The 22,062-nt window shown below is 34.1% G+C and carries 21 protein-coding genes; 4 read left to right on the top strand and 17 right to left on the bottom strand.

Translation table 11 applies throughout. The features are described from left to right. Nucleotides 1-147: 147 nt before the first annotated feature. The 3 genes from AC3QL1_RS18260 to AC3QL1_RS18250 all read right to left on the bottom strand — a co-directional run bounded on the left by AC3QL1_RS18260 (nt 148) and on the right by AC3QL1_RS18250 (nt 2,095). Nucleotides 148-969, bottom strand: a complete 822-nt coding sequence (locus tag AC3QL1_RS18260; RefSeq protein ID WP_492493569.1) for a hypothetical protein — start codon at nt 967-969, stop codon at nt 148-150. Nucleotides 970-1,262: 293 nt separating this feature from the next. Beyond that, complete coding sequence (locus AC3QL1_RS18255; protein ID WP_492493568.1) at nt 1,263-1,808, bottom strand: hypothetical protein; 546 nt, start codon at nt 1,806-1,808, stop codon at nt 1,263-1,265. Nucleotides 1,809-1,918: 110 nt separating this feature from the next. After that, nucleotides 1,919-2,095 carry a hypothetical protein gene (locus AC3QL1_RS18250; protein WP_492493567.1) on the bottom strand — a complete coding sequence of 59 codons (177 nt, stop codon included), beginning with the start codon at nt 2,093-2,095 and terminating at the stop codon, nt 1,919-1,921. A 120-nt stretch (nt 2,096-2,215) separates the two neighbouring features. Between AC3QL1_RS18250 and AC3QL1_RS18245 the strand changes: the two genes are divergently transcribed. After that, nucleotides 2,216-2,476: a hypothetical protein gene (locus tag AC3QL1_RS18245; protein ID WP_492493566.1), complete on the top strand. Its 261-nt coding sequence runs from the start codon at nt 2,216-2,218 to the stop codon at nt 2,474-2,476. Here the strand turns inward: AC3QL1_RS18245 and AC3QL1_RS18240 are convergent. From AC3QL1_RS18240 to AC3QL1_RS18225, 4 genes are all read right to left on the bottom strand, one after another. Continuing rightward, nucleotides 2,473-3,717: an IS1595 family transposase gene (locus tag AC3QL1_RS18240; protein WP_492493565.1), complete on the bottom strand. Its 1,245-nt coding sequence runs from the start codon at nt 3,715-3,717 to the stop codon at nt 2,473-2,475. The genes AC3QL1_RS18245 and AC3QL1_RS18240 overlap by 4 nt on opposite strands. A 1,024-nt stretch (nt 3,718-4,741) precedes the next feature. Beyond that, nucleotides 4,742-5,653 (bottom strand): hypothetical protein, encoded by a 912-nt coding sequence (locus AC3QL1_RS18235; RefSeq protein ID WP_492493564.1) that lies wholly within the window; start codon nt 5,651-5,653, stop codon nt 4,742-4,744. Between the two features lie 307 nt (nt 5,654-5,960). Next, entirely contained in the window at nt 5,961-6,395 is a 435-nt protein-coding gene (locus AC3QL1_RS18230; RefSeq protein WP_492493563.1) for a DUF6526 family protein, read from the bottom strand. A gap of 261 nt (nt 6,396-6,656) precedes the next feature. Further along, a complete protein-coding gene (locus AC3QL1_RS18225) occupies nt 6,657-7,142 on the bottom strand; it encodes a DNA-deoxyinosine glycosylase (protein ID WP_492493562.1) in 486 nt (161 codons plus the stop codon). Between the two features lie 210 nt (nt 7,143-7,352). On the opposite strand from AC3QL1_RS18225, the gene AC3QL1_RS18220 reads away from it, so the two are divergent. Further along, nucleotides 7,353-8,369 (top strand): helix-turn-helix domain-containing protein, encoded by a 1,017-nt coding sequence (locus AC3QL1_RS18220; protein ID WP_492493561.1) that lies wholly within the window; start codon nt 7,353-7,355, stop codon nt 8,367-8,369. 257 nt (nt 8,370-8,626) lie between these two features. Next, nucleotides 8,627-9,580, top strand: coding sequence for a bifunctional helix-turn-helix transcriptional regulator/GNAT family N-acetyltransferase (locus tag AC3QL1_RS18215; RefSeq protein WP_492493560.1), 954 nt, complete (start codon nt 8,627-8,629; stop codon nt 9,578-9,580). A 271-nt stretch (nt 9,581-9,851) separates the two neighbouring features. On the opposite strand, the gene AC3QL1_RS18210 is transcribed toward AC3QL1_RS18215, so the two are convergent. From AC3QL1_RS18210 to AC3QL1_RS18175, 8 genes are all read right to left on the bottom strand, one after another. Beyond that, on the bottom strand, nt 9,852-11,051 hold the full coding sequence (locus AC3QL1_RS18210) for an NAD(P)/FAD-dependent oxidoreductase (protein WP_492493559.1): 1,200 nt from the start codon (nt 11,049-11,051) through the stop codon (nt 9,852-9,854). Next, a complete protein-coding gene (locus tag AC3QL1_RS18205; RefSeq protein WP_492493558.1) occupies nt 11,048-11,536 on the bottom strand; it encodes a low affinity iron permease family protein in 489 nt (162 codons plus the stop codon). The genes AC3QL1_RS18210 and AC3QL1_RS18205 overlap by 4 nt, the downstream gene beginning before the upstream one ends. A gap of 1 nt (nt 11,537) precedes the next feature. Continuing rightward, the gene (locus tag AC3QL1_RS18200) at nt 11,538-14,360 is read right to left on the bottom strand and encodes an AsmA family protein (RefSeq protein WP_492493557.1); all 2,823 of its coding nucleotides are present in this window, start codon (nt 14,358-14,360) and stop codon (nt 11,538-11,540) included. Nucleotides 14,361-14,375: 15 nt separating this feature from the next. After that, entirely contained in the window at nt 14,376-15,221 is an 846-nt protein-coding gene (locus AC3QL1_RS18195) for an MlaD family protein (RefSeq protein ID WP_492493556.1), read from the bottom strand. A gap of 24 nt (nt 15,222-15,245) precedes the next feature. Further along, nucleotides 15,246-16,025, bottom strand: coding sequence for an ABC transporter ATP-binding protein (locus AC3QL1_RS18190; RefSeq protein ID WP_492493555.1), 780 nt, complete (start codon nt 16,023-16,025; stop codon nt 15,246-15,248). Between the two features lie 2 nt (nt 16,026-16,027). Beyond that, nucleotides 16,028-16,786: an MlaE family ABC transporter permease gene (locus AC3QL1_RS18185; RefSeq protein ID WP_492493554.1), complete on the bottom strand. Its 759-nt coding sequence runs from the start codon at nt 16,784-16,786 to the stop codon at nt 16,028-16,030. Nucleotides 16,787-17,060: 274 nt separating this feature from the next. Beyond that, entirely contained in the window at nt 17,061-19,331 is a 2,271-nt protein-coding gene (locus tag AC3QL1_RS18180; protein ID WP_492493553.1) for a glycosyltransferase, read from the bottom strand. After that, a complete protein-coding gene (locus AC3QL1_RS18175) occupies nt 19,315-20,370 on the bottom strand; it encodes a glycoside hydrolase family 130 protein (RefSeq protein ID WP_492493552.1) in 1,056 nt (351 codons plus the stop codon). The genes AC3QL1_RS18180 and AC3QL1_RS18175 overlap by 17 nt, the downstream gene beginning before the upstream one ends. A gap of 275 nt (nt 20,371-20,645) precedes the next feature. On the opposite strand from AC3QL1_RS18175, the gene AC3QL1_RS18170 reads away from it, so the two are divergent. After that, entirely contained in the window at nt 20,646-20,807 is a 162-nt protein-coding gene (locus AC3QL1_RS18170; protein ID WP_042565425.1) for a DUF1328 domain-containing protein, read from the top strand. Nucleotides 20,808-21,080: 273 nt separating this feature from the next. Here the strand turns inward: AC3QL1_RS18170 and AC3QL1_RS18165 are convergent, their stop codons facing one another. After that, on the bottom strand, nt 21,081-21,542 hold the full coding sequence (locus tag AC3QL1_RS18165; protein WP_492493551.1) for a DUF1440 domain-containing protein: 462 nt from the start codon (nt 21,540-21,542) through the stop codon (nt 21,081-21,083). Nucleotides 21,543-21,550: 8 nt separating this feature from the next. Continuing rightward, nucleotides 21,551-22,060 (bottom strand): DinB family protein, encoded by a 510-nt coding sequence (locus AC3QL1_RS18160; RefSeq protein ID WP_492493550.1) that lies wholly within the window; start codon nt 22,058-22,060, stop codon nt 21,551-21,553. Nucleotides 22,061-22,062 lie beyond the last annotated feature (2 nt).

Genomic DNA, 22,062 nt, shown 5'->3' with positions numbered 1-22,062 from the left:
TTAAATCCAAAGACCTTAAAATGTCGTAGTAAAGTAAATGATTGATAAAACAGTATTTATAGTTCAGTTTTTCTTAAAAAGTGACATTTCTACATATTTGCATTATTACACAACAAAAAAAATCCCGCTCATTGAGCGGGATTTTTTTTAATAACTTTTGCTCATACTATTATAGAAACTCGATAAAGCATAAGACTTGGTCGCTTCAACAGTTGATATTTTTTCATTATAATAAGCTAAGAAATCACTTTTGTCTTCCAAATCTCCAATCGTTTTCAATTTCTCACTTAGAGAATCGAGATTTTTATTAAAGGTTAATTTTTCTTGTGCAGTGAATTTGTCAGAATCATATCTTTTCTGCCCTAAACGATTCAAATAAGTATGTTTCTTAATTATAATATTACAGGCATTTACATTACCTTGTGCAGATTGTAGCAATGCTAAATACTGATTTTTCCATGTTTTATATTCAACAGTATTTCCAAGATTTTTAAAATTAGAATGATCAATCTCAACTTCTAATTGACCAATAAATCGATTAGACGTAACATAAAATAATTGATTTGTGTCTGTGTTTTTAATAATTGAAAATCGCTCGAAATCACCTTTTAGATCAGTAAAATTTTCATGATTTTCCGTAATGAGCTCATTTTTAACAAATTTATTTTCAACTTCATTATTAATTAGTATATAATAATCAGGCAATTTGATGTAATCTCCTGATAAAACATTTAAATCAACAGGGTTATCTGTCATCGTATATCTGATTGATTTATTTTCAACTTCTTCAATCGTAACAGGATAAATTTTGAAAGGCTCGACTTGATACTTTTCGATAATCTGTTTAGAAAATTCTGGAGTGATACTGAGTTTTTCTTGACTAAATGTCTGTGTAGAAAATAAGAATGTTGAAATTGAAATAATGGCGTACGCAAAATGCATGCAGTACTTTTGGTAGTGCTTTTTCATTGGTGTGGTAATTAGGATTTATAAATGTTATTGCAAAAAATAAGCGTGGACAATACACCAAGCTAAATCCAGGATTACCACACCCTTAAACAAGCAATGATGCAAAGCCACGCCATGACGGCGCACTCTACATACATTATTTGCTTGTTAAATCGAGAAGCTGTTGAGCCTCAGGGTGGTAATTCGGATTTAGCAATAACGTAATTAAGCACGAATATTTTTACATTACAAAAGTAATTAAAAAGGATTTAGCAGAACAACGGATTAGACCTTTTTATCTATGTAAATGAAAATTATTTACCAAATATTCTAAATAGCTCGGCTCTCTTTTCTTCTAAATCAATATCTATTCTTTTTGCAACTGCCGTATTCCAGTTTATAATCGATTCACTATTACCTTTACCAATATTTTTCGTTAATCTTAGTAATGTCTCAGCCTCGATAATTGCATTATCAGGATTAATTTCGTTCAAATTGACGTAAACTTTGAATTCGTTAGCGTAGGGTTGTATAACTCCATGATCAGAAGATGAAAAAGACATCCCACTATAAGAATGAAGAAAAAGTTCTTTATTTCCTTTAAATGGAAATTTTACCTCATGTAAGTACGATGAATATTTTTCTTGATAATTGTAATCAATGAATTTTGGTTCTTCAAAAATTATAGGTTCAAATAAAATAGCTTTCTTAATTCTTTCTTTAGTTGAATCGAAATTTTCATCTAGTTCAACATCCTGAAATTTTAGATTGTTTACTAAAGAATTAATCGATGATAATTTTTTCTGGGTTAATTCTGAAATGTTTGGGAGCGTCCAATGCGATAAATACTGATTTTCCATTTTTTAGTTTTAAAGTTATAATGTAAACCATTGAAAATCATGCCAATAAATTAATTTGATTTAAATTTATCAAAACTGGACGAATTGTCATGCCGAGTAAGGATAATTATCTATGTGCCACTAATAGTTCTATCAACTAATGAACTAGTATCTGCTTTAGGAACTTTCTCTGCAGGAGCTGTACGTGTCAAAGCATCTAATTCTTCTTCAATAAATTTTTCTCTAAAGGCCTCTTTTAAAGGTTCATTACTAAGTTTTTCTTGAATGTGTTGTGATAATGGTTTCATGATATCTATTTTTAAATATATATAATGATAATAAAATCAAGTATTTATACTTGTTATTTATTCATAATCTTTAACGTTATTTGAGTTTCGAAATGAATCGAATTGATAATTTATAACATTATGAATATAGATTTTAATATTTTAAAAAAGTCAGTTGGTAAACAGCTTAAATTTGAAGCTACATATAAAATAAAAGACAATGGAAATTATCTTGATAGATTTTACGGTACTTTAAGAGAAGTCCATGATGATTTTATTATAGTAGAGCAATTAATAGTTCAAGAAGAAGGAAATGAGAATTATAAAATTGTTACAAACAATAGAAAATTACAAAAAGGCTCATTTAATATTGATACTACTGAAATACCATTAAACGGTTAATTAATTTTTGCTATCAACTCCTTATAACTTAACCTCTCATCCGAATTAATCAATGTGAGGTTAAATTGCTCTCCTTGACTCAATGTACGAATGTTATATCGATACGCAAACTCATCACAGTATCGATGCAGATGTTTATCACTTGTAAAGTGATATATTCCAATAATACCTCTTTTCAAAAGTCCCCAGAATCCTTCGATACCGTTAGTATGGTACGATCCTTTCTTGAAATAGCCTAAATTATGTTGGATAACTTTATGACTATAGTGTTTATTTAATCCGATATATCCCTTCCATCCATCACTTACAATAGTAGAACCATTTCTAACTTTCGCATTAATTATACTTTTGAGAGTATAGCCTTCTGTGTTCTCGACTACCTGAGTATAAACAATTCCATTGTTTAGCATTCCAAATACGGGTGTTTTTGCTTTGGTGCTTCTACCTTGCGTATTGGGAATCTTTTTCCCTTTACTACGGTTTTTATTTTTTCCTCCAACAAAAGTCTCATCAACTTGAGTAATACCATCAAATTCAAAATCTTCTCTGCAACGAACTGAATTTCGAAGCCTACATAGCATAAACCAAGCACTTTTCTGAGTAACTCCAATTTCTCTCATTAATTGATAACTACTTAAACCTTTTTTATTTGAAGTAAATAAAAAAACAGCTCTGAACCATTTTTCTAAAGGAATAGTTGATTTTTCAAAGATTGTTCCTATTGTCACACTAAAAGGTGATCTACAATCTTTACATTTATAGTAACCTTTATCTTCTCCTCTTTTTTTAATTCGATAGTGATTTTCACGTTGACTTCCACAATGCGGGCATATTGGTTCTCCGTTCCAACGTAATAGTTCAAGATGTTCTCGACACGCTTTTTCGGAATTTAAAATTTTCCCCATGTCGTAGACAGATTTAAAAATCTGTGCAGTATCAGTTTCAATATCAATATGTTTGCTCATATTTGTTTTATTAAAAATAATACTTTTTGGAGTAACTGGTAAGGTTTTTCGTATTTTTTTAGAACGAGTTATTAACAATTTAATGGGGTCTGGTAATCTAACAAACACTTGTTGAGGATGTTCTAACTCACATTTGATTAATATAGCATTTAAGATATCTTCTATTCTTAGTTGTAAAGAATTTGGCTCGTAATCAGCAATTACTTCTTCGTAATCATATTGTGAAAACTGCTCACTATTGTAGCAAGAATTGAAATCGTATTTGACAAGTTCCATAATTTTGAGTTTGAATTATGGCAAATGCAACAATGTTTAAAAATGAAATGAATTTGATTTGAAAACTTTCGAAAGCCGTCGAAGTAAATCAATGATATTGTTTAATTTATAAAATAAAAACCACCCGTTGGAAGCAGGTGGTTTTTAAATAACAATTAGAAGAATATACCCTTTGTGAAATGTTCAAATACTATTGAAAATAGTGCTTGAGAAATTAGATCCCAAAGAATAACTTGCCAATTGGACTTGATGAAATTGACTGAGTTTTTCAGATGATTTTTGATTTGCTGTCGAACAGCAGAGATTAGATTAAGCATGTTTAAATGTTTTAAGATTAAGGACAATTAAACAACTTGTAAAAATGAAATCAATTCAGTTTTGAAAAGTTTGAAAAAGTCAGTTCGTAATGAGCTGACTTTTTGTTAAAAATGGGGTTTTGAAATTGAGTACAAACGAAAAAGCCATCTCATTACGAGCTGGCTTTTAAATGCGAGTTAAATGATATTTTGAGTATTTTTGAGTATTTTTGAGTTTGAATATATACTAAAAACCAATCAACCTTATATTTTTAAGATATTCCTAGTTGGTAACCTGTGTATATTATTATCTAATTTATTTTGAGTTAAGTTTGAGTTGATGAACCCGATATCTTTTAAGAAGATATCGGGTTTGTTTTTTTGCTTAGCCGCAGAGAAACTCCGCAAAGTAAAGTCTTTGCGAGGAACGAAGCAATCTCACGTGCTGCATCGACAAAAGTTTATAGGAGCGATATGAACACGGATGACGCGGATTCGCAAGCGAAAACACGGATTGGCGCCGATTTTTTTTGATCCTTTGTTAGGCTTGAGCGGAGTCAAAGTCCTTTTGTACAAACCGAGCCTTCGACTCCGCTCAGGATGACATTAATTTTCATAAATAATAAACCCGACAGGTTTTTAAAACCTGTCGGGTTTATTATGTCTGGTTTTAAGAGTAATAAAAAAATTAGAACCTTAGTATCTCAGAAGCTTAGCCTCTTAAAATCCTAATGTTTATAAAACTTAACATGGTTTCCAAAAGCATAGGTTGCGGTTAAAGTTGGACCGTTGTAACCCCATTTGAAGAAACCATCCAGTCTTGGTCTTGTAACATCAAGTCTGAAGTTTAATCCGGTGTAACCGGCGGTTAGGCTGAAGTTTTTATAGACATTGTATAAAACAGATAAATTGTAGCTTATGATTCGGCCATCGATGTCGTCTATTTTAAGGGCGAAATAATTCACGTTGGCATACAATCCTACTTTTTTGCCGAGAACAAATTCGCCCCAGATTCCAACGTCAGGAAGAGGCGCTGTAAAATCTACGGTGTCATGATATTCTGCCTGTGCTGTGTTTCCTTCGAGTCTGATACCGACATCGGCAAGAAGTACGTGGGCGCCAATTAATAAACCAAGTTCATATTTAGGTTTTGAAACCAGAGCATATCCATAAGCAAAGCGAATCATTTCGTTGTCCATAAAGGCAGAAACTCGCGCGTTTATTGGATAAGTGTGATCCTGGAATTCAATGTCTTTTTGGAGTGTTTTTTCTGAATCTCTTTTTAGATAAAAATATTCAAGATTGAATCTCGAGCGTCTCGATGCGCGCCACTCAAAGGCTAAAGCAAATGAAGTAGTATTATTTTGAAATCCTAAATCACGCTCAAAATCAATATCGGTTCCGATGTTTCCATTGGTTCCGTTCACTTCTACCTCAGTATTATTGGTGGGAAAGAAAACGCCGGCGGTGAATTTGAATCGTCTCCCGTGCCATGGCAGATCTTCGGCGTTAAAATCCTGAAGATCATCTGAATTGTTTGTCGTAATCAAAGTGTTTTCTGTGGTTATTTCAGCAGTTGTCTGTGCATGGGCCGAAAAAAAAGAAAGGGGAATTATCAAAAAATAAACTAGTTTTTTCATAAAGCTGAGGTTTAGGTTTATTAATGAATTTTAACAATTAAAGTTAGTAAAAAATAACGTACAAAATAATTTATTTGAAATATATTATTTTGATTGTCAGTAACATACGAATGCTTTTAATGAATACTGGATTGCGTGAGGGATAGGAGCCAGCTACCGAAGTAGCGCGGATAGCCCGACAGCATTAAAAAAAGGCCCAATGTACGCAAGGTGCATTGGGCCTTTTTTTAATGGTGGCACGCCCAAATCTTTTTTAAAGTTTAAGATTTATAAGTGGCGAAGTTGCTGAGATTTTTATTGTAATTGGTTAAACGCGATGGTAATCGCCTTTCCAGTGCACGATGGCTTTTTTGATGGCGTCTCCCGCTAAGTTATTTTTAATGGCGTCGTCAATTAAATCTAAAAGTTCGTCGTCAGGAGCAAATCGAAGCGCAAATATCTGATCATCGGTTAGTTTGTATTCAAATTCTTCAAGTCTTTTTCCGGTAAGTGTAAAATAGCGATAGCGAAGTTCAAGCCTGACAATTCTGTTTTGCAAAATAAGGGAATAATGCTGGCGAAGCATAAAGGCAACGCAAAATAAAAACACAAAACAGACACTAATAAAACCCCAAATTAATGTGTCTTCAGTAGTACAGGCAAAATAAATGCTTGTTGCTAAAAATGCTATCAGTATAGGGTAATAAACAAAATGGTGCCACGCATAAAACCTAATATGGTTTGAATATGTTTGAATTTTCATGATTTTTTTTGCATTAAATAATAGTGTTAAATTAATAAAAGCTACTCAATAATGAATAGCTTTTATTTAAAATAAACTAACAACCAATATTTTTATAATCTAATCTTTATAAAGTAATTCATGAGTAGTGAGTCCAAATAAATTACAAGAGTTTAATTATTTTAAAATATCTTAAAACCTTTGGTAAAATTATTCTAAAAGCTTTTGTGTTTTGTTACATTTAAAAACGATAATATTATAGAATTCAAATGTTAAAATTATTTACTTCAAATTTTCGATAATTTTCCATTCTTGCAGTTTTGACTGAAATGATTTACTCGCATTTGCCGGACTTGAAGATGGCAAGGTTATAAGATGATATTCTTTTTTTAAATGCACATATTTTTTAAAGAATGCTGCGGCTTTTTGTCCGTTAAAAAGTATGGTATTGATATTGGAATGTGTTTCTAAAAAAGTTTCAAAGTCATTTGCAATTTCGTTCTTTATCGCGCTGTCCAGACTTCCTTCGCGATCGCAAAATTGCAAAACATCCCACAAAGCAATTTTATTTTTTTTCAGTAATGCTGTCCTTGTTTCATAGTCGGTGGAGAAGGGTTCCTGCAAAATTTCGAACATAAATTTCCAGAAATTATTTTGTTTATGACCGTAATATTGGTTTAATTCCAGCGACTTTATTCCGGGCATTGTGCCTAAAATCAAAATGTTAGCATTGTCAGGAGTGATTGGGGCAAAGGAAAAACTTTTCATTAAAAGAGGGTTAAAAAGCGAAATGTTAAAATCATCATTTAGAGATAATTATAAAACAATTTACAAAAATTATATAACATTATCCGACTATCATTAAACGAACTTTGGAAAATAGTTTTTTGGTGGCTATTCAAAATTTCCCAACATATATTTTATGGTTTGCCAAAGTCTATAAAAAAGAGAATACAGAATTTAAAAATCCCATGCAAGATGAAAATAGTTACTATAAATACAGAGAAAATTGAGGATATTTTTGAAGAGTTAACTTTAAACGTAGGTGGAAAGGTAGCTTTTGATTTAGATGAATATAAATTAGACGTTAATAATAGTTTTGCAAAAGGATCTATTATTGGTGCTTCATTTAATGATGATATCTCTTATGTTCAGTTTGATATGACTTTTTCTTCGGATGTGCGAATGAATATTTTAAATTTAAAGTCGTCTCCGGTTTATTTTGCTTATTGTTCAAAAGGAAATTTATCACACAGTTTTGGAATTATGGGCGAGGAAAGAAAATTGAAAACTTTTCAAACTGCTATTCTCTCTTCTAAAGAAAATCAAGAGCATGTTTTGTTTTTCGAGAAAGATACTAAAACTAAATTCACGCTTATTATTGTTGGAACTGCCAGCAATGCCGTACATTCTTTAAACGAGAAAGTAAAAGAAACTTTTTTCGGAAAAACTACTCCTGAAGATTTCTTCTATATTGGCTCATACAATTTAAGAATTGCCGAAAAAATAGAACAGTTAAATGCGGTTACCCAAAACGGAATTGTTCGTAATTTATTGAAAGAAGGTATTTTGAGAATTATCCTGGCGATGGAAATTCAACAACATACAGATGATTTACTTGCAGCTTCAAAAGACACAAATTGTTTGACTCTAAGAGAAATGGAAGAAATCAAAGAACTTTCAGAAGCCATTAAAGCCAATCCGGAAGAACCTTTTACCATTAAATCGCTGAGTAAAAAATCTGGTTTGTCGCCAAACAAATTACAGGAAGGTTTCAAAATGATTCACAACCGAACTGTAAATGATTATATCACGCACATGAGAGTTTTAAAAGCCGAAATCCTAATTAGAACTTCAGACTTAAATATCTCTGAAATCGTGTACTGCATTGGTTTTACAAGCAGAAGTTATTTTTCTAAAATCTTCAAACAAAAATTCAACTGCAGTCCAAAAGAATATAAATTCAATTTGAATCCGTTAGCTATTACAGCATAATATATATACATAAGGTTCAGAGTCGCAAAGTGACAAAGGGCCAAAGATTTCCAGAAGGGACGCACATTTTAGTGCGTCTTTTTTTTTGTATTATACGCAATGTAATCGTAGAGACGTGTTTCAACGCGTCTAAGCAAAGATTAAAACACAGTATCTTTGTAACGTTAGACGCATTAAAATGCGTCTCTACCGTCAATCATTGTGGTTTTAAAAAAAATACATATATTTGCATAACTAATTATGTAATCAATTATAAAATGGATTTTTTTAATAAAGTAGGCAAAGTGGCTTTGGGAAGCCGCTTGCGTTTGATGACAGCGATTATAACAGATGATGCTGCAAAAGTCTATGAATTATATGGCGCGGATTTTATGCCAAAATGGTTTCCGGTTTTTTATACACTTTCGGAAGAAAGGGAAATTACGATTACCGAAATTGCAAATGAAATTGGGCATTCCCAGCCTTCTGTGAGCAAAATTGTTCAGGAAATGATTGCTGCGGGATTGGTGAAAGAGAATTTAAAAACAACCGATAAACGCAGAAATAGCGTGGCTTTGACCGAAAAAGGAATACTTCTTTCGCAGAAAATAAAATTACAATGTGTTGATGTTGAAGCGGCGGTTGAATCACTGATTTCAGAATCAAATCATAATTTATGGGCGGCTCTTGAGGAATGGGAATTTCTGCTGGAGCAAAAATCACTCTTTAAAAGGGTAAACGAACAAAAGAAAATACGCGAAAGCCAGGATGTTCAAATTGTAGATTATAAACCCGAATATCAGGAAGCTTTTAAGGCTTTAAATGAAGAATGGATTTCTACCTATTTTGAAATGGAAGAAGCAGATTATAAAGCGCTCGACAATCCGCAGGAATATATTTTGGATAAAGGCGGAAAAATTCTTGTTGCTTTGTATCAAAATGAACCTGTGGGCGTTTGTGCAATGATCAAAATGAATAATGAAAAATATGATTTTGAAATGGCAAAAATGGCGGTGTCACCAAAAGCACAGGGAAAAAATATTGGCTGGCTGCTTGGCGAAGCTATTGTAAAACGCGCAAAAGAACTTGGCGCATCAAAATTATATCTCGAAAGCAATACGATCCTGAAACCGGCTATTAATTTGTATCACAAACTGGGTTTCGAGAAAGTTTCTGGTTTGGCAACGCCTTACAAACGTTGTAATATTCAGATGGAGTTGATTATTTCTTAAAGGTTCTGAAGGTTCAAAGGTTTTATTGATAATGGAAACGTAGAGACGCGCTTTAGCGCGTCTTCGCAAAGATTATACACACAATATTTATTACATAATGTAAGACGCATTGAAATGCGTCTCTACGGTCAATTTTATCTGTTGCATTTTTTGCGTCTTTACTTTGTGTTAGACGCATTGAAATGCGTCTCTACGGTCAATCTTTGTCGTTTTTCTCATAAAAAAAAGACGCACTATTGTGCGTCTTTATAAATCTTAGAATCTTAGAAACTTACCTTTTAAAACTATAATACTCCAAATCAGTATTCTTTTTATTATTGATTGAATCCAGAATTGAATTCATGGCAATAACGCTAAAGGTGATTCCGTTTCCTCCGAAGCCTAAAACATAATGTTCATTTTTTTCGGGATCCGGTTTTCCTAAATAGGGAAGTCCGTCTTTTGTTTCACCGAAAGTTCCCGCCCAGGAATAATCGATTTTGAATTTTATTTTTGGAAATTTTCGTTGGAATTTCTTTAATAGATATTGTTCTTTTTTAGACAATAGTTTATCTCTCTTTTTAGCATCTTTAAATTCTTCATCGCCACCGCCCATAATAACACGGTTATCAGCAGTAGATCTAAAATAAATATACGGTTTTGAGGTATCCCAAAAAATAGCATTCTTAAAAGCTTTTGGCAGTTCGGGAATACTTTCTGATGCGATTACATACGTACTTTTTAAGTCGACTATTTTTTCTGTCAGTGTTTCAGCGCTTTCATAACCGGTACAGTTTACAACATGATCGGCGGTGATAGTAAATTTTTCATCGGTTTGCGCGATAATTTTTCCTTTTTGATTTTGGGTTGAAACAATATTGGTGCGGTCAAAAATCTGCATTCCTTTTTCCTCGCAATAAATCAATAAATCATTTGCCAGTTTAAAAGGATCCATAACGGCAGCTGTTTTAGATTCTATGGCTGCAACGGCATTTAATCCCATTTTTTCCAAATCCCATTTCTCAAGCCAGCTTACATCAAAACCGTGCTCTTTTCGGCATTTAAATTCTGTTTTCAAAAAAGGAAGATCTCTTTTTAAAGAGCAGAAATAAATACTTTTTTTGAATTCAAATCCGCAATCGCTTTTTATGTCATCTACTACAGCACGCAGATCAAAAATGGCTTTTTTTCCGTTTCTGTAGCTATCAACGGCGCAGTTAACGCCTCTTAATTTTATTAAATCGTGAAGTGATACATCAATTTCATATTGAAGCAAAGCGGTGCTGGCAGCGGTACTTCCGTTGCACATATCACGACGGTCTACAATTATTACTTTTTTTCCTGCGTTAATAAGTTTGTAAGCCATGAGTGCTCCGGTAATTCCGCCGCCGATAATTAAAATTTCAGTTGTGACATCTGAATTAAGTGATGGATAACTAATATCCATTGCATGTTTTAGTGGCCAGAAAGTTTCTGTTGAGCGTAACTTCATTTTTTGGTACTGTTTTTAGTGCGCATTTCGTTCCTGTTTTTATCCTTGCGTTCGTGCTGATCGTGAGCTTCGCCAATAGAATGCGAGGTTCTGATGCTTTCATCCTTTTTGGCAAGTTCACTAAGCCTGTGATAATATTTTTGAACAATCATCATTTCTTCTTCCGTCATGCTTTCAATGTCGACAAGACTATTGCTGGAATATTCATTTGAAGCAACCAATTCGTTTAATTTTAACTGAATGGCAAGCGAATCTTTATTTTGAGCTTTCTGAATTAAAAAAACCATCAAAAAGGTTATAATCGTTGTTCCGGTATTGATCACCAATTGCCAGGTTTCCGAATAATTGAAAATAGGCCCGCAAACAGCCCAAACCACCACAATAGTAAAAGCGCTTATAAAAGCAGTTGTGCTTCCTGCAGCTTTAGAAACTTTCGAAGCAAATTTTTCGAATGCACTGTTGCCTTTCTTTTTTTTAGTTTTCATTTTATTTTTGCTTTTTTGTTTTTTTGCTGACTTTTTCTTCCTTGATTACTTTGTTGTTTTTCTCGTCATAAACGGCGTCATCAATCTTTTGACCGGTTTTACTGAAAATTTTAATTTTCGGATCTTCATGTGTTCCGGTAATCACAATTGGAAATCCAACAATACCAAACGGCGGAAGTCCCAGTCGCATTCTCAAATCCAGCAATCCGTCAAAACTTGTTGTTCCTTTAATAGTAGGTTTAAAACTCGCCACACTAAACGTAAAGGGCTCAATATGAATTAAATTATTGTCTATGTTTGATTTAATCTCAATGCCTTTCATATCCGGATTATTCAGACCTTCCTGTCCGGTTTGAGAACTGATTCCGTCAAATAATTTCAAACCTTTTACTTTCACATCACGAAGGTTTATGGTTCCGCCGCCTTCAAGAGATTCGTAAATTGGTCCCATATTTCCGTTTAAATCCCCTTTTATATTATAGTCGACACTAATGATTCCCTGCGCTTTTTCAGCGGCAGAAACCATTTCATGAAACATCGGAATTTCTTTGTAAGCTCTTTGCACGCTAAAATCTTTGGCTGTAAAACGGGCATCAAAATGGGCAGATGTCGGCGATTCATCTTTGTAAGTGGCATTAACTCCTAAAATGCAGTCAATGATATTAAAATTGGCATTTTCCAGATAAAAGCCTGCTTTTGTAATCCCTACTTTTCCGGTTAGTTTGTTTAAAACAAGACCGTTGTATTCGACTTTATCCACGTTTGTGGTTAAGCCAACATTCAGGTTTTTAGGCACAATAACAACGCCGCTCATTTTTGGATGATCTTCTTTGGCGTATTCCACTTCAAGATTTCGGTCTGTATTTTCACCTTTTTTGAGCGCCATGAATTCATCAACATTAATCAGTTTTGATTTTAAGTTGAAATTACCGCTCAAAGTTCCGTGCGATTCCAGGAAATAATTGATCGTGTTCAGCAGATATCCATTAATGGCAAAATCAGATTTTCCGTAAAAAGCATCAAATTTTTCAAACCACATTTTCTCGTTCTGGAAACGGAAATTTCCCTGTTTGATGTAAAATGCTTTTGGAAAAAGTTCAGAAGTTGCTTTTATGTTTTTCAGGATAATAGTTCCTCTGTTATCCAGTTTGTCATATTGTCCGTTTGTGGCGTAACTTTGTTTTCCTTTCAAAGAAAGATCCGCTTTTGCCCAGCCGGTAAGGTCAACGCCTTTTCGGGAAAAGACTTTGTAGATTCGTCCAATATTCAGTTCGCCTTTAATTTTTGCATTGTACGCCAAATCACTAAAATCTGAAAGCGTCGCATTTACATACATCGGATTTCCTTCAAAAACAAAAGATGCGGGCGCCACGGCCACAATCAAATCCTGAAAAGTCCCGGCTTTGTTGAGCACATTGGCGATAAAAGTAATATCTGTAATCGGGTTGGGATATGCGTCTGTTTTGAGCGAACCATTTCGAAGTGAGATTCCGCCAATTGTTTTAGGAAACAGTTTTTTTGACGTACTGAAAACTCCTCTCGCCTGAATATTTGTTTTTAAAATTCCTTTCAGATCAATCGTGTTCAAACCCAAAGCAGCATCAACAGTTGCCAGATCCAGAGCGCCTTTTACACTTGCATTGACTGTCATTTCATTAAAACCTTTACTGTGCAGATAAGCGGTGAAATAATCTTTTTCTCCCACTTTAAATTTTAAAGTTCGAAGGTTGATCAATAATTTCTCGATATCAAGTGAAGGCAAAACAGTATTCAGATCCATCTGAAAATCAGTCAGTGGGGCAGGAGCATTTTGGTAATTTATCGCTCCTTCATTGATTTTCAAATTGAAAGCCAAATCGGGTTTTTGATTTTTGGAAACATTGTAATTTCCTCTAAAAGATAAAAGCAAATCACTTTTACCGGAAATTTCAGTTTCGTCAAGCCAGGTTAAATATTCCGGCGGCATTACAGAAAACAAATCTTTTACAGTTGTGTTTTGCGATGCAGCTTTGATGTTTATTTTATATCCGTCTCTTAAAATAGTAAATAAACCTGTGAAAGTCAAAGGCAATTTGTTGATTTTTAATTCGTTTTTTTGCAGAATAAAGGAAAGCGCGTGTGTATTGATTCTGGTAATTAAATCGGCACGTAATTCTTTCTTTCTAAGATAAGCCGTTCTGTTGTAGTAGAAATCGATGTTGTCAATTTTGGCATCGGTATTCAAATCAAAAATATCCTCGCTCAGATTTCCTTTTCCAACATAATTGAAACCTTTTGCGTCAACGAGAATTTTAGCAGATCTGTCGTTGTATTTTACGTGACAATCCTCAAGGTCAATTCGTTCTAAACGAATGGCAGTTCCTTCTTCGGGGTCATCGGTTTTGTTTTTGTCTTTTTCGTCAGGAGCTTTATAAATATTGTAATTGGCTTCTCCTTTTTGGTTTACCATTACATTTATTAGCGCTTTTGAAACGTATAATTTATTGATTTTAACTTCGTTGTCAAAAATTAACCTTTTTAAATTGATTCCAAAAGCAACTTGTTCCGCTTTTAGCAAAGTATCGTTTCTAAAAGGCGCAGAACCCGTCAATGATAAATCGTCAAGCGAAACTGTTAGTGACGGAAAATGAGTAAAAAATGAAAGTCTCGATTTTGAGAATTCCATTTTTGTGTCCAGTCGTTCATTTGCTATTTTTTTTACTTCAGAGGCTACTTTTCCGGGAAATAGTAGCGGAATGAGAAATAACAACAGCAAAATAGATGCTATTGTTATTCCTAAAACTTTGAGTGTTTTTACGGCAATATTTTTGAAAGACGAATTCATAGGCGTGTATTTAAATTACTTTTTGGCTTTTTCCTCTTCGGCAGTTTTTTTGGCTTCGGCTTTTTTAGCGTCTTCTTCTTTTTGTTTTTCTTCTTTAGCTTTTTGTTCTTTGGCTTTTTCTTCAGCCTTTTCCGCTTTTTCTTTCTCGGCTTTCTCCGCTTTTTCTTTTTGCTCTTCCTGCTTTTTCTCTTTCTCTTTTTCTTTTTTCTTGAAATAACCTTTGAACAAGAAGTTACTTTTTGCAGCTTCCATATTTTCACTGAAACCTTTTGTACCGCTTTCTAAGTTATTAAGGGTATTCGAAACGCTGTTTGCCATTTTATCATCACGAACCAATCTTGCCAAAGCTCCGTTTCCGTTGTTCATACTATGGCTAAAAATGGCCAGCTCTTCGGTAATTATACCGGCATTGTCAACACTTTTTTTAACGCTTTTCATGATATCGTTCATCTCAATTCCGTTTACAGAAGCTATCGAACCATTGTTTTCCACTGGTTTTGTAGATTTTACTCCCGGAGAAATCGTTAGTACTTTATCACCCATTAAACCATCAGATCCAATGCTGGCGCGTGCATCTGTTTTGATGAATTCACGAACATCGTCTTTGATAACCATACTCACGACTACCGAAGAATCGTTTACCAACTTGATTTCTTCGACCGTTCCGATATTTATTCCTGAAAAACGAACATTGTTACCAACCTCTAAACCGCTTACGGTTTTAAATTGTGATGTGATGTTGAATGTTGAGCCAAACAGGTTTTTTTGTTTTCCAATAAAGTAAATTGCCAGTATAAAAAGCAACAAACCAATTGTTACAAACATTCCTAATTTCCAAGTATATCCAGATTGCTTATCCATGATTTCTATTTTTATTTTTTTAGTTTATTCAAAAAATGAGCGTACCCATTCATCGTCGCTTTTTTCCAGTTCTTCGTATGTTCCTTCGGCATGTATTACACCTTCTTTCAAAACCATAATTCGGTCTGCAGTTAGTTTGGCACAAGCCATATCGTGTGTAATAATGATCGAAGTTGTTTTTCTTTTATGTTTGATATCGAGAATCAATTCGCTGATTTCTCGTGATGTGATCGTATCCAGACCCGTTGTTGGTTCATCGTATAAAATAATTTCAGGCTTTAGGATTAAAGTTCTGGCAAGGCCAATTCTTTTCTGCATTCCGCCTGATAATTCAGATGGCATTTTGTCAATTGCGTCGCTCAAACCCACATTATCAAGTGCTTCGATAACTTCGCTTTCGACTTCCTCGGGAGTTAAATCTCTTTTATGTTTTTTTAGCGTAAAAGCTAAATTTTCCCTAACCGACATGGAATCGTATAAAGCGCCGCTTTGAAACAAAAATCCAATTCTGACTCTAATTTCGTTGAGTTCGCTTTTTTTGATGTTCAATACGTTTTCACCAAAGACTTTAATTTCGCCTTTATCGGGTTCAATTAAACCAACAATGCATTTTATCGTAACCGATTTTCCGGATCCTGAGCGTCCTAAAACCACCAAGTCCTCGCCTTGGTTCACCGTAAGATTTACGCCTTGCAAAACCTTGTTGTTTTTGCCAAAGGTTTTATGCAAATCCTTAATTTCGATTATCGCGGTTTTATCTTTAACCTTAGGTTCTTTTTCTATATGTTTTTCTTCCTTGATCATCTCTAAAAAAATAAATCGGTTATTTGTACGGCTACCATATCTATAATAAAGATGGTTAAGGACGCTGTTACAACGGCTGAGTTAGCGGCTCTACCCACACTCTCGGTTCCGTTTGAGGCGTTGAATCCTTTATAACATCCAATCATTCCAATAAAAAATCCGAAGAAAAAAGTTTTAATCGTGGCGGGAATCACATCCAGAAACTCCAGCGACTGAACAATTTGTGTCAGATATCTGTAAAAGTTGACATCGCCGTGAATATTAATTCCTACATATCCGCCAACAATACCAATTGCGTCTGCAAAGAATACCAAGATCGGCACCATCAGGGTACAGGCCAGTATGCGCGTTACAACCAGATAATTATACGGATTGATGGCCGAAACTTCCATGGCATCAATTTGTTCTGTTACTTTCATGGAACCTAATTCGGCACCAATTCCTGACGAAATTTTTCCTGCACAAATCAAGGCGGTAATTACCGGCGCAATTTCTCTTATCAGCGAAAGCGCCACCATTCCCGGCAACCAGGATTCGGCTCCAAATTTTACCAGCGTAGGTCGTGATTGCAGTGTAAGCACAAGTCCCATAATAAAACCTGTGATCGCCACAAGAGGCAATGACTTATATCCGATGATGTAACATTGTTTCAAAAATTGTTTAGCTTCATAAGGAGGCACAAATACTTCCTTAAAAAACTGCTTTGCAAACAACGTTGCATTTCCTACTTCTTCGAATGTATTTTTTAAAGTGAGTATCAAAATAGTTGTTTTTATTGGTGAGTTAAGCTTTGGAAATCAATATTTTAACATATCTAATTTTCCGTTCTTATTTAATATTAAAGTTATCTTAATTGTTAACGAAAAATATTACACAACTTTTTTCCAAGTTTATATAATTTACATCGTTATACAATAACTTCAATAGTGTTACGTTACGCAAACACTCATAAAAACAAAAAATCCCTTCTGTTACAGAAGGGATTTTACGGTAACACTGAAGTTACTCAAATCTAGTTTTAGTGTAGTTAAAATATTATGAGTTAATGGCGATGCCTGGTTTAGCTTTCATTAACGGGATTACTTTACTCTCAGATAATTTAAGGTTTTCCATAATCAATCTGGCTGTTAAGAAACAAACTGTTGATTCTGCACCCTGGTTCAGGTTTACATTGTCTTTTTCTAAACCATCATATCCACCTCCGCTAACCGGATTGTACATAATCTGGTTCAGGTGATTTTTACCTAAGAACCAGTTGAATGCAATTTTCATCTGACGTTTGTAATCAGGTGTTTTAAAGGCATTATAGAACGAGTTTAAAGTTTGAATCATGTACGCAACATCAATTGGCTGTTCTCCATACTCTTGTGGTTCAGAATCTCTGTGATACCATCCATTGTTTGAAATTACTTTGAAGTTATCACCGTTATATGTTTTTGAGATCAGGAATTCAAGCGATTCCAAAGCTACTTTTTTGTAAATAGGCTTGTTGGTCACTAAATAAGCAAACAGCATTGATTCAGGCAGAATTCCGTTTCCGTAAGTCAAATAATTCTCAAACCATTTCCAGTCTTTTGAAGCGTGGATTTCGTAGTTTGACAATAATTTAGCATTCAGTTTGTTGATAATTGCCGCTACATATAAATTAGGAATAGCAGAATGATACAGGTATAAACCTTTGGTTGCAAAACCAATAGAACGTGGCGACTGAATTGTTTCGGCCCATTTTAAAGAATTCAATAAGCATTTTGCCGCTTTTTTAGAAATGGCTTCCGGCAGAATATTTCCAATAGAAACCACAGTTCCTAAAGCCCAGATTCCGCGTGCGTTTGAATCTTCAAGATTTACTTCGGCATTTTGCTCGATATGTTCGCGGTTGTGTTCGTCTACATAATTGATGAAATTACCTTTTGGCTGTTGGCAACGCTCGATAAAATCAAGATAAATTAAGATATATGGCAAATCGGCTTTGTCTTGTGTAAGTTTGTAGTGCATACAAACTGCCACTAAAGCTCTTGCATTATCATCTAAAGTATAACCTGAAGAAAGATCAGGAATTGAAATTTTACTGAACTGGATAATTCCAAGATCGGTAGTCATTTTTTTAACATGCGACAACACAATTGGCGGATAGCTGAATTTGATTTCAGTAGAATCCTCAATTAGTTTTTTATAAGTATTGATGTGTGCAATTGCAATGTTTTCCCAAGACGAAGCACGTGTTTTTCTAAACGCGCTTTTACCCATTTCTTCTCTAAGATTTTCATCTGAAAGTAATTTTATGGCTGCATCTGCAAATTGTTCTTCGTCTCCGATATCAACCAAAATTCCTGAATCTTCGGTAAGAACTTCTTTGGTATGCGGGATTTTTGATGCCACAATCGGGCATGCACAACTCATCGCATAAGAGAAAGTTCCGCTTACGGCCTGGTTTGGATCTTTTGATGTAAACATGTAAATATCTGTTGCCTGCAGGTAACTTAAAAGTTCTTCTGTTTCCAGATATTGGTTGATGAAACGAACATTGTCATGCAGATTCAATTCGTTTACAATACCTTCCAGTTTTTCACGGTAAGTGTCAACGCCGTCGATAATTAAATTTGGATGTGTTCTTCCAATAATTAAATAAAGCGCATTTGGCGTGTGTTCAACGATTTTACTCAAAGCTCGTAAGCCTGTTTCGATATTTTTTCCTTCGCCTAAAAGACCAAAAGTCGATAAAACTTTTCTGTCTTCAATTCCGAATTTTGCTTTTGCAGTTTCAGGAGCTTCATAGACAACAACGTGAGTTCCGTGTGAAATGGTTGTAATGAATTCACTTGGAATGTTGTAATCGTTGATTAATATTTCTTCAGATCTGTTTGTCATTACAAATACAGAATTACTGTAGCTTAAAAGTAATTTGACAAAAGTTCTTAATTCATTATTTGGATTAGGAAGTACGGTATGAAATGTAAAGGTTACCGGTTTTTTGATAACATTTAAAAAATCTAATAAGTGGTCGCCGTAATTTCCGCCAAACAATCCAAATTCATGCTGAATATGAACCAGTTTGATGCTTTCGTCGTCATTAATTTGTTCGGCAACTTTTGCGTATTCTTCTCTGTTTGTTGTATTTAAAGTGAAAGCCTGTGTTGGGTTTTCTTTTGGTTCTTTAACCAGTTCGCAAATTTCACATGCGATAGACTTACCAAAAACATCGGTAATACCTTTTATTGTATCCTGCGTATAAGTAGCAATCCCACATTGTGTTGGTGGAAAAGTTGATAAAAAAACGATTTTTGATTTATTAGATATTGCTTTCATGGGAATTACTTTTTAGTTCGTATAATAAGTTCTTAAGGTTCACAGATGCTACCGCAATTTTGTCATCGGCAGCGCCATAATATATATAAAGAAGGTCTTCAAAAATGGCGGTTCCCGTTGGGAAAACCACATAATTTACATAACCATGTCTTTCATAGTATTCTGATGGTGTAATCAGAGGTATTTTTAGTCTTGATAACACTTTCTGCGGATCGTTTAAATCCAGCATAGCCGCGCAGGCATGATATACCAATCCTTTTTCTCTTTTCTCGGCAGCATGATAAATAAGCAGCCAGCCATCTGCAGTTTCAATAGGAGGAGCACCCGGCCCAATATGACTTGTTTCATGTTCAAATTTGGGCTCCATCACAAGATAATCCGGTAAGTTTTTTAAATAATCTTTCCAGTAATCTTCTGTCAGGTCTTTTTTCTTCTCAAAACTAAAAATTTGAATAGAAGGAAATAAGCGGTGTAAACCGACGAATTTTCCATTTATTTTTTTGGGAAACAGAACAACGTTCTTGTCCCATACATATAAATTATCTTTGATCGTTTCTGTCAAAGGATAATTTCTTGCCACATTAAAAGCCAGTATTTTAGCAATACTCGGATTTTGCAAATGCTTTCTGATCAGGTTCGTAAATTCATGTAAAATGAATCTCGGGGTGATAATTCCTTTCTTTTTAAACTTTTTTAAATCTTTTGAAACAGCCAGAGCTCCGCAGGCATTTATTCCGTCATAAGTAACATAAGTCAGATAATACAAGTCATCTATCTTTGAAATTCTGGCATCTTCAACGCCGTGAATCTCATATATATATTCAGGAACAAAGATGGGTTCAGTATTTCTTTCAACCAAAGTCATCGGGCCTTCGAATCGACAATATCCTATAGTTGAAAAATTTCCTTTTTTTGCAGCTCTGTAAAACATATGGACTGAATTTCCTTCCTGAAAAATAGCCGGATTTAAAACTCCAAGTTCTTCAAAAGATCTTTCGGTTTTTTCCAGTATTACTCCAAGTTTTGTAGCCAATTCCATACGTTGTTTTTAAATTTTATCTAAAATTAGATCTAAGGCAAGCCCATGATTAATCCAATCCACTAAAAAATTAACTCAAAAGCATTTTCATGGGAATTCTATAAGACTAAAAAGGGAATTGTGATACTTTTTGGTAATTTCCTGATTTATTGTGTTTTGTGTTTGATTGCGATAATAAAATAATGGATAGAGTTAAGGAAGATTTATATTAAGAAAGAAATTTGAATAACAAACAGACCCAAAAAGTCATTTTATAAACTAAAAAAACAAATCATATGTTACGTTGGACAGTCATTTTTATTATTCTAGCTATAGTAGCGGGAATATTTGGTTTTGGTGGTATTGCTGCCGGAGCCGCTAGTATTGCAAAAGTTTTATTCTTCATATTTATCGTATTATTTATACTTTCATTAATAAGCGGAAGAAGAAAAGTTTAGTGATAAACTGATTAATTATATTAGACAAAAAAAGCGATACTTTGGGGAGTGTCGCTTTTTTTTTGTTTTCAGGTTTCAAAGTTTCAGGTTTCAAGTTTACACAAAGTCGTGTCATTTCGACGCAGGAGAAATCACATCCAGAGAGCAACGAACTGTCTGATTAAGTTATGTAATTTCTCCTGCGTCGAAATAACAAATAGTGCGTATAAAATAAACCCGACAGGTTTTAAAATCTCTCGGGTTCTCACAAGTATGGTTATTAAAAAATAAAAATTATTTAAAAGAATAAAACTTCCTGGCAATAAAAGCAATTGGAAACCCAATGCAAAATATCAATATCAGCATCGAAAGCACTAAAGGAAAGTCAAAATGTTTTGCAGGTAAAACCGGAAATACAATTGGCAAAACAATAAGGTTCATTACAATCCAGACAAATATGCCGTAGAGAAAACCTGAGAGCAGTGCGCTTTTCTTTAAAAAGGAAAAATAAGGATAAATGATAAAATAGAACCACGCAAAAATAAAGGCAATTAAAAAATGAAAAATCAGTCCGTACCAAGCCATTTGCGGGTGGTTGTAAGCTTCTTTTTTAAAAACGCCGCTCGCAATAGATTGCAGAATTTTCAAGGCAGTTGTTTTTTGGAATATCGATGCATAAATAACAATTGCAGCCAAAATATCGAGTGTTCCGGCGATTAATCCCGCTAAAAATATAGTTTGTGGTTTTGATTTCATATTAAGGATTATAATTTCGTTACATAATTAAAAATATCATGTAACTGTTTGGTATGTCTTTGGGTATGAATGAGCGCAAAAGAAATCCATTCCAGAATAGTGAATTTTCCAAAACCCGGAACTTCAAAATCCAGACAGGTGAGGGTTAAATCACAGTTTTGTGATGCATTTAATAAATCAGATTCTATAGCAAGTAAAGCTATGGTAAGGGAATTTTTGCTGTACTCTTTAATTTCAGGTCTTACGGCAACAGGGGCATCCATTTTTATATTGAAGTTTAAAAAAAGGATTTCTATTTCCTTGATTTTCTCATCGGGTTTTCTTTTGGTTTCTTCCGTTTTCCCGGCAAATAATTTAGGATAACCAGAAGAAACAAGAATAATATGCTGAATTGTTTGTCCGGCCGTCCAACTGCCTTTATAGGGCACAATATTTAATTCTTCCTGAGAAAAAGAGGAAACAATCTGATTTAAATTTTTAAATGTTTCAACGATATTGGTCTGAATTTCTGTTTTCATTT

The sequence above is a fragment of the Flavobacterium sp. GW823-FHT04A11 genome, assembly GCF_058796535.1.
Note: the sequence above shows the minus strand (reverse complement) of the source record. Positions and strands in the feature narration are given on the sequence as shown.

Excerpts from the sequence above, each read along its gene's own strand:
- AC3QL1_RS18260 (WP_492493569.1), bottom strand. The coding sequence starts at position 969 with ATGAAAAAGCACTACCAAAAGTACTGCATGCATTTTGCGTACGCCATT.
- AC3QL1_RS18255 (WP_492493568.1), bottom strand. The coding sequence starts at position 1,808 with ATGGAAAATCAGTATTTATCGCATTGGACGCTCCCAAACATTTCAGAA.
- AC3QL1_RS18250 (WP_492493567.1), bottom strand. The coding sequence starts at position 2,095 with ATGAAACCATTATCACAACACATTCAAGAAAAACTTAGTAATGAACCT.
- AC3QL1_RS18245 (WP_492493566.1), top strand. The coding sequence starts at position 2,216 with ATGAATATAGATTTTAATATTTTAAAAAAGTCAGTTGGTAAACAGCTT.
- AC3QL1_RS18240 (WP_492493565.1), bottom strand. The coding sequence starts at position 3,717 with ATGGAACTTGTCAAATACGATTTCAATTCTTGCTACAATAGTGAGCAG.
- AC3QL1_RS18235 (WP_492493564.1), bottom strand. The coding sequence starts at position 5,653 with ATGAAAAAACTAGTTTATTTTTTGATAATTCCCCTTTCTTTTTTTTCG.
- AC3QL1_RS18230 (WP_492493563.1), bottom strand. The coding sequence starts at position 6,395 with ATGAAAATTCAAACATATTCAAACCATATTAGGTTTTATGCGTGGCAC.
- AC3QL1_RS18225 (WP_492493562.1), bottom strand. The coding sequence starts at position 7,142 with ATGAAAAGTTTTTCCTTTGCCCCAATCACTCCTGACAATGCTAACATT.
- AC3QL1_RS18220 (WP_492493561.1), top strand. The coding sequence starts at position 7,353 with ATGAAAATAGTTACTATAAATACAGAGAAAATTGAGGATATTTTTGAA.
- AC3QL1_RS18215 (WP_492493560.1), top strand. The coding sequence starts at position 8,627 with ATGGATTTTTTTAATAAAGTAGGCAAAGTGGCTTTGGGAAGCCGCTTG.
- AC3QL1_RS18210 (WP_492493559.1), bottom strand. The coding sequence starts at position 11,051 with ATGAAGTTACGCTCAACAGAAACTTTCTGGCCACTAAAACATGCAATG.
- AC3QL1_RS18205 (WP_492493558.1), bottom strand. The coding sequence starts at position 11,536 with ATGAAAACTAAAAAAAAGAAAGGCAACAGTGCATTCGAAAAATTTGCT.
- AC3QL1_RS18200 (WP_492493557.1), bottom strand. The coding sequence starts at position 14,360 with ATGAATTCGTCTTTCAAAAATATTGCCGTAAAAACACTCAAAGTTTTA.
- AC3QL1_RS18195 (WP_492493556.1), bottom strand. The coding sequence starts at position 15,221 with ATGGATAAGCAATCTGGATATACTTGGAAATTAGGAATGTTTGTAACA.
- AC3QL1_RS18190 (WP_492493555.1), bottom strand. The coding sequence starts at position 16,025 with ATGATCAAGGAAGAAAAACATATAGAAAAAGAACCTAAGGTTAAAGAT.
- AC3QL1_RS18180 (WP_492493553.1), bottom strand. The coding sequence starts at position 19,331 with ATGAAAGCAATATCTAATAAATCAAAAATCGTTTTTTTATCAACTTTT.
- AC3QL1_RS18175 (WP_492493552.1), bottom strand. The coding sequence starts at position 20,370 with ATGGAATTGGCTACAAAACTTGGAGTAATACTGGAAAAAACCGAAAGA.
- AC3QL1_RS18170 (WP_042565425.1), top strand. The coding sequence starts at position 20,646 with ATGTTACGTTGGACAGTCATTTTTATTATTCTAGCTATAGTAGCGGGA.
- AC3QL1_RS18165 (WP_492493551.1), bottom strand. The coding sequence starts at position 21,542 with ATGAAATCAAAACCACAAACTATATTTTTAGCGGGATTAATCGCCGGA.
- AC3QL1_RS18160 (WP_492493550.1), bottom strand. The coding sequence starts at position 22,060 with ATGAAAACAGAAATTCAGACCAATATCGTTGAAACATTTAAAAATTTA.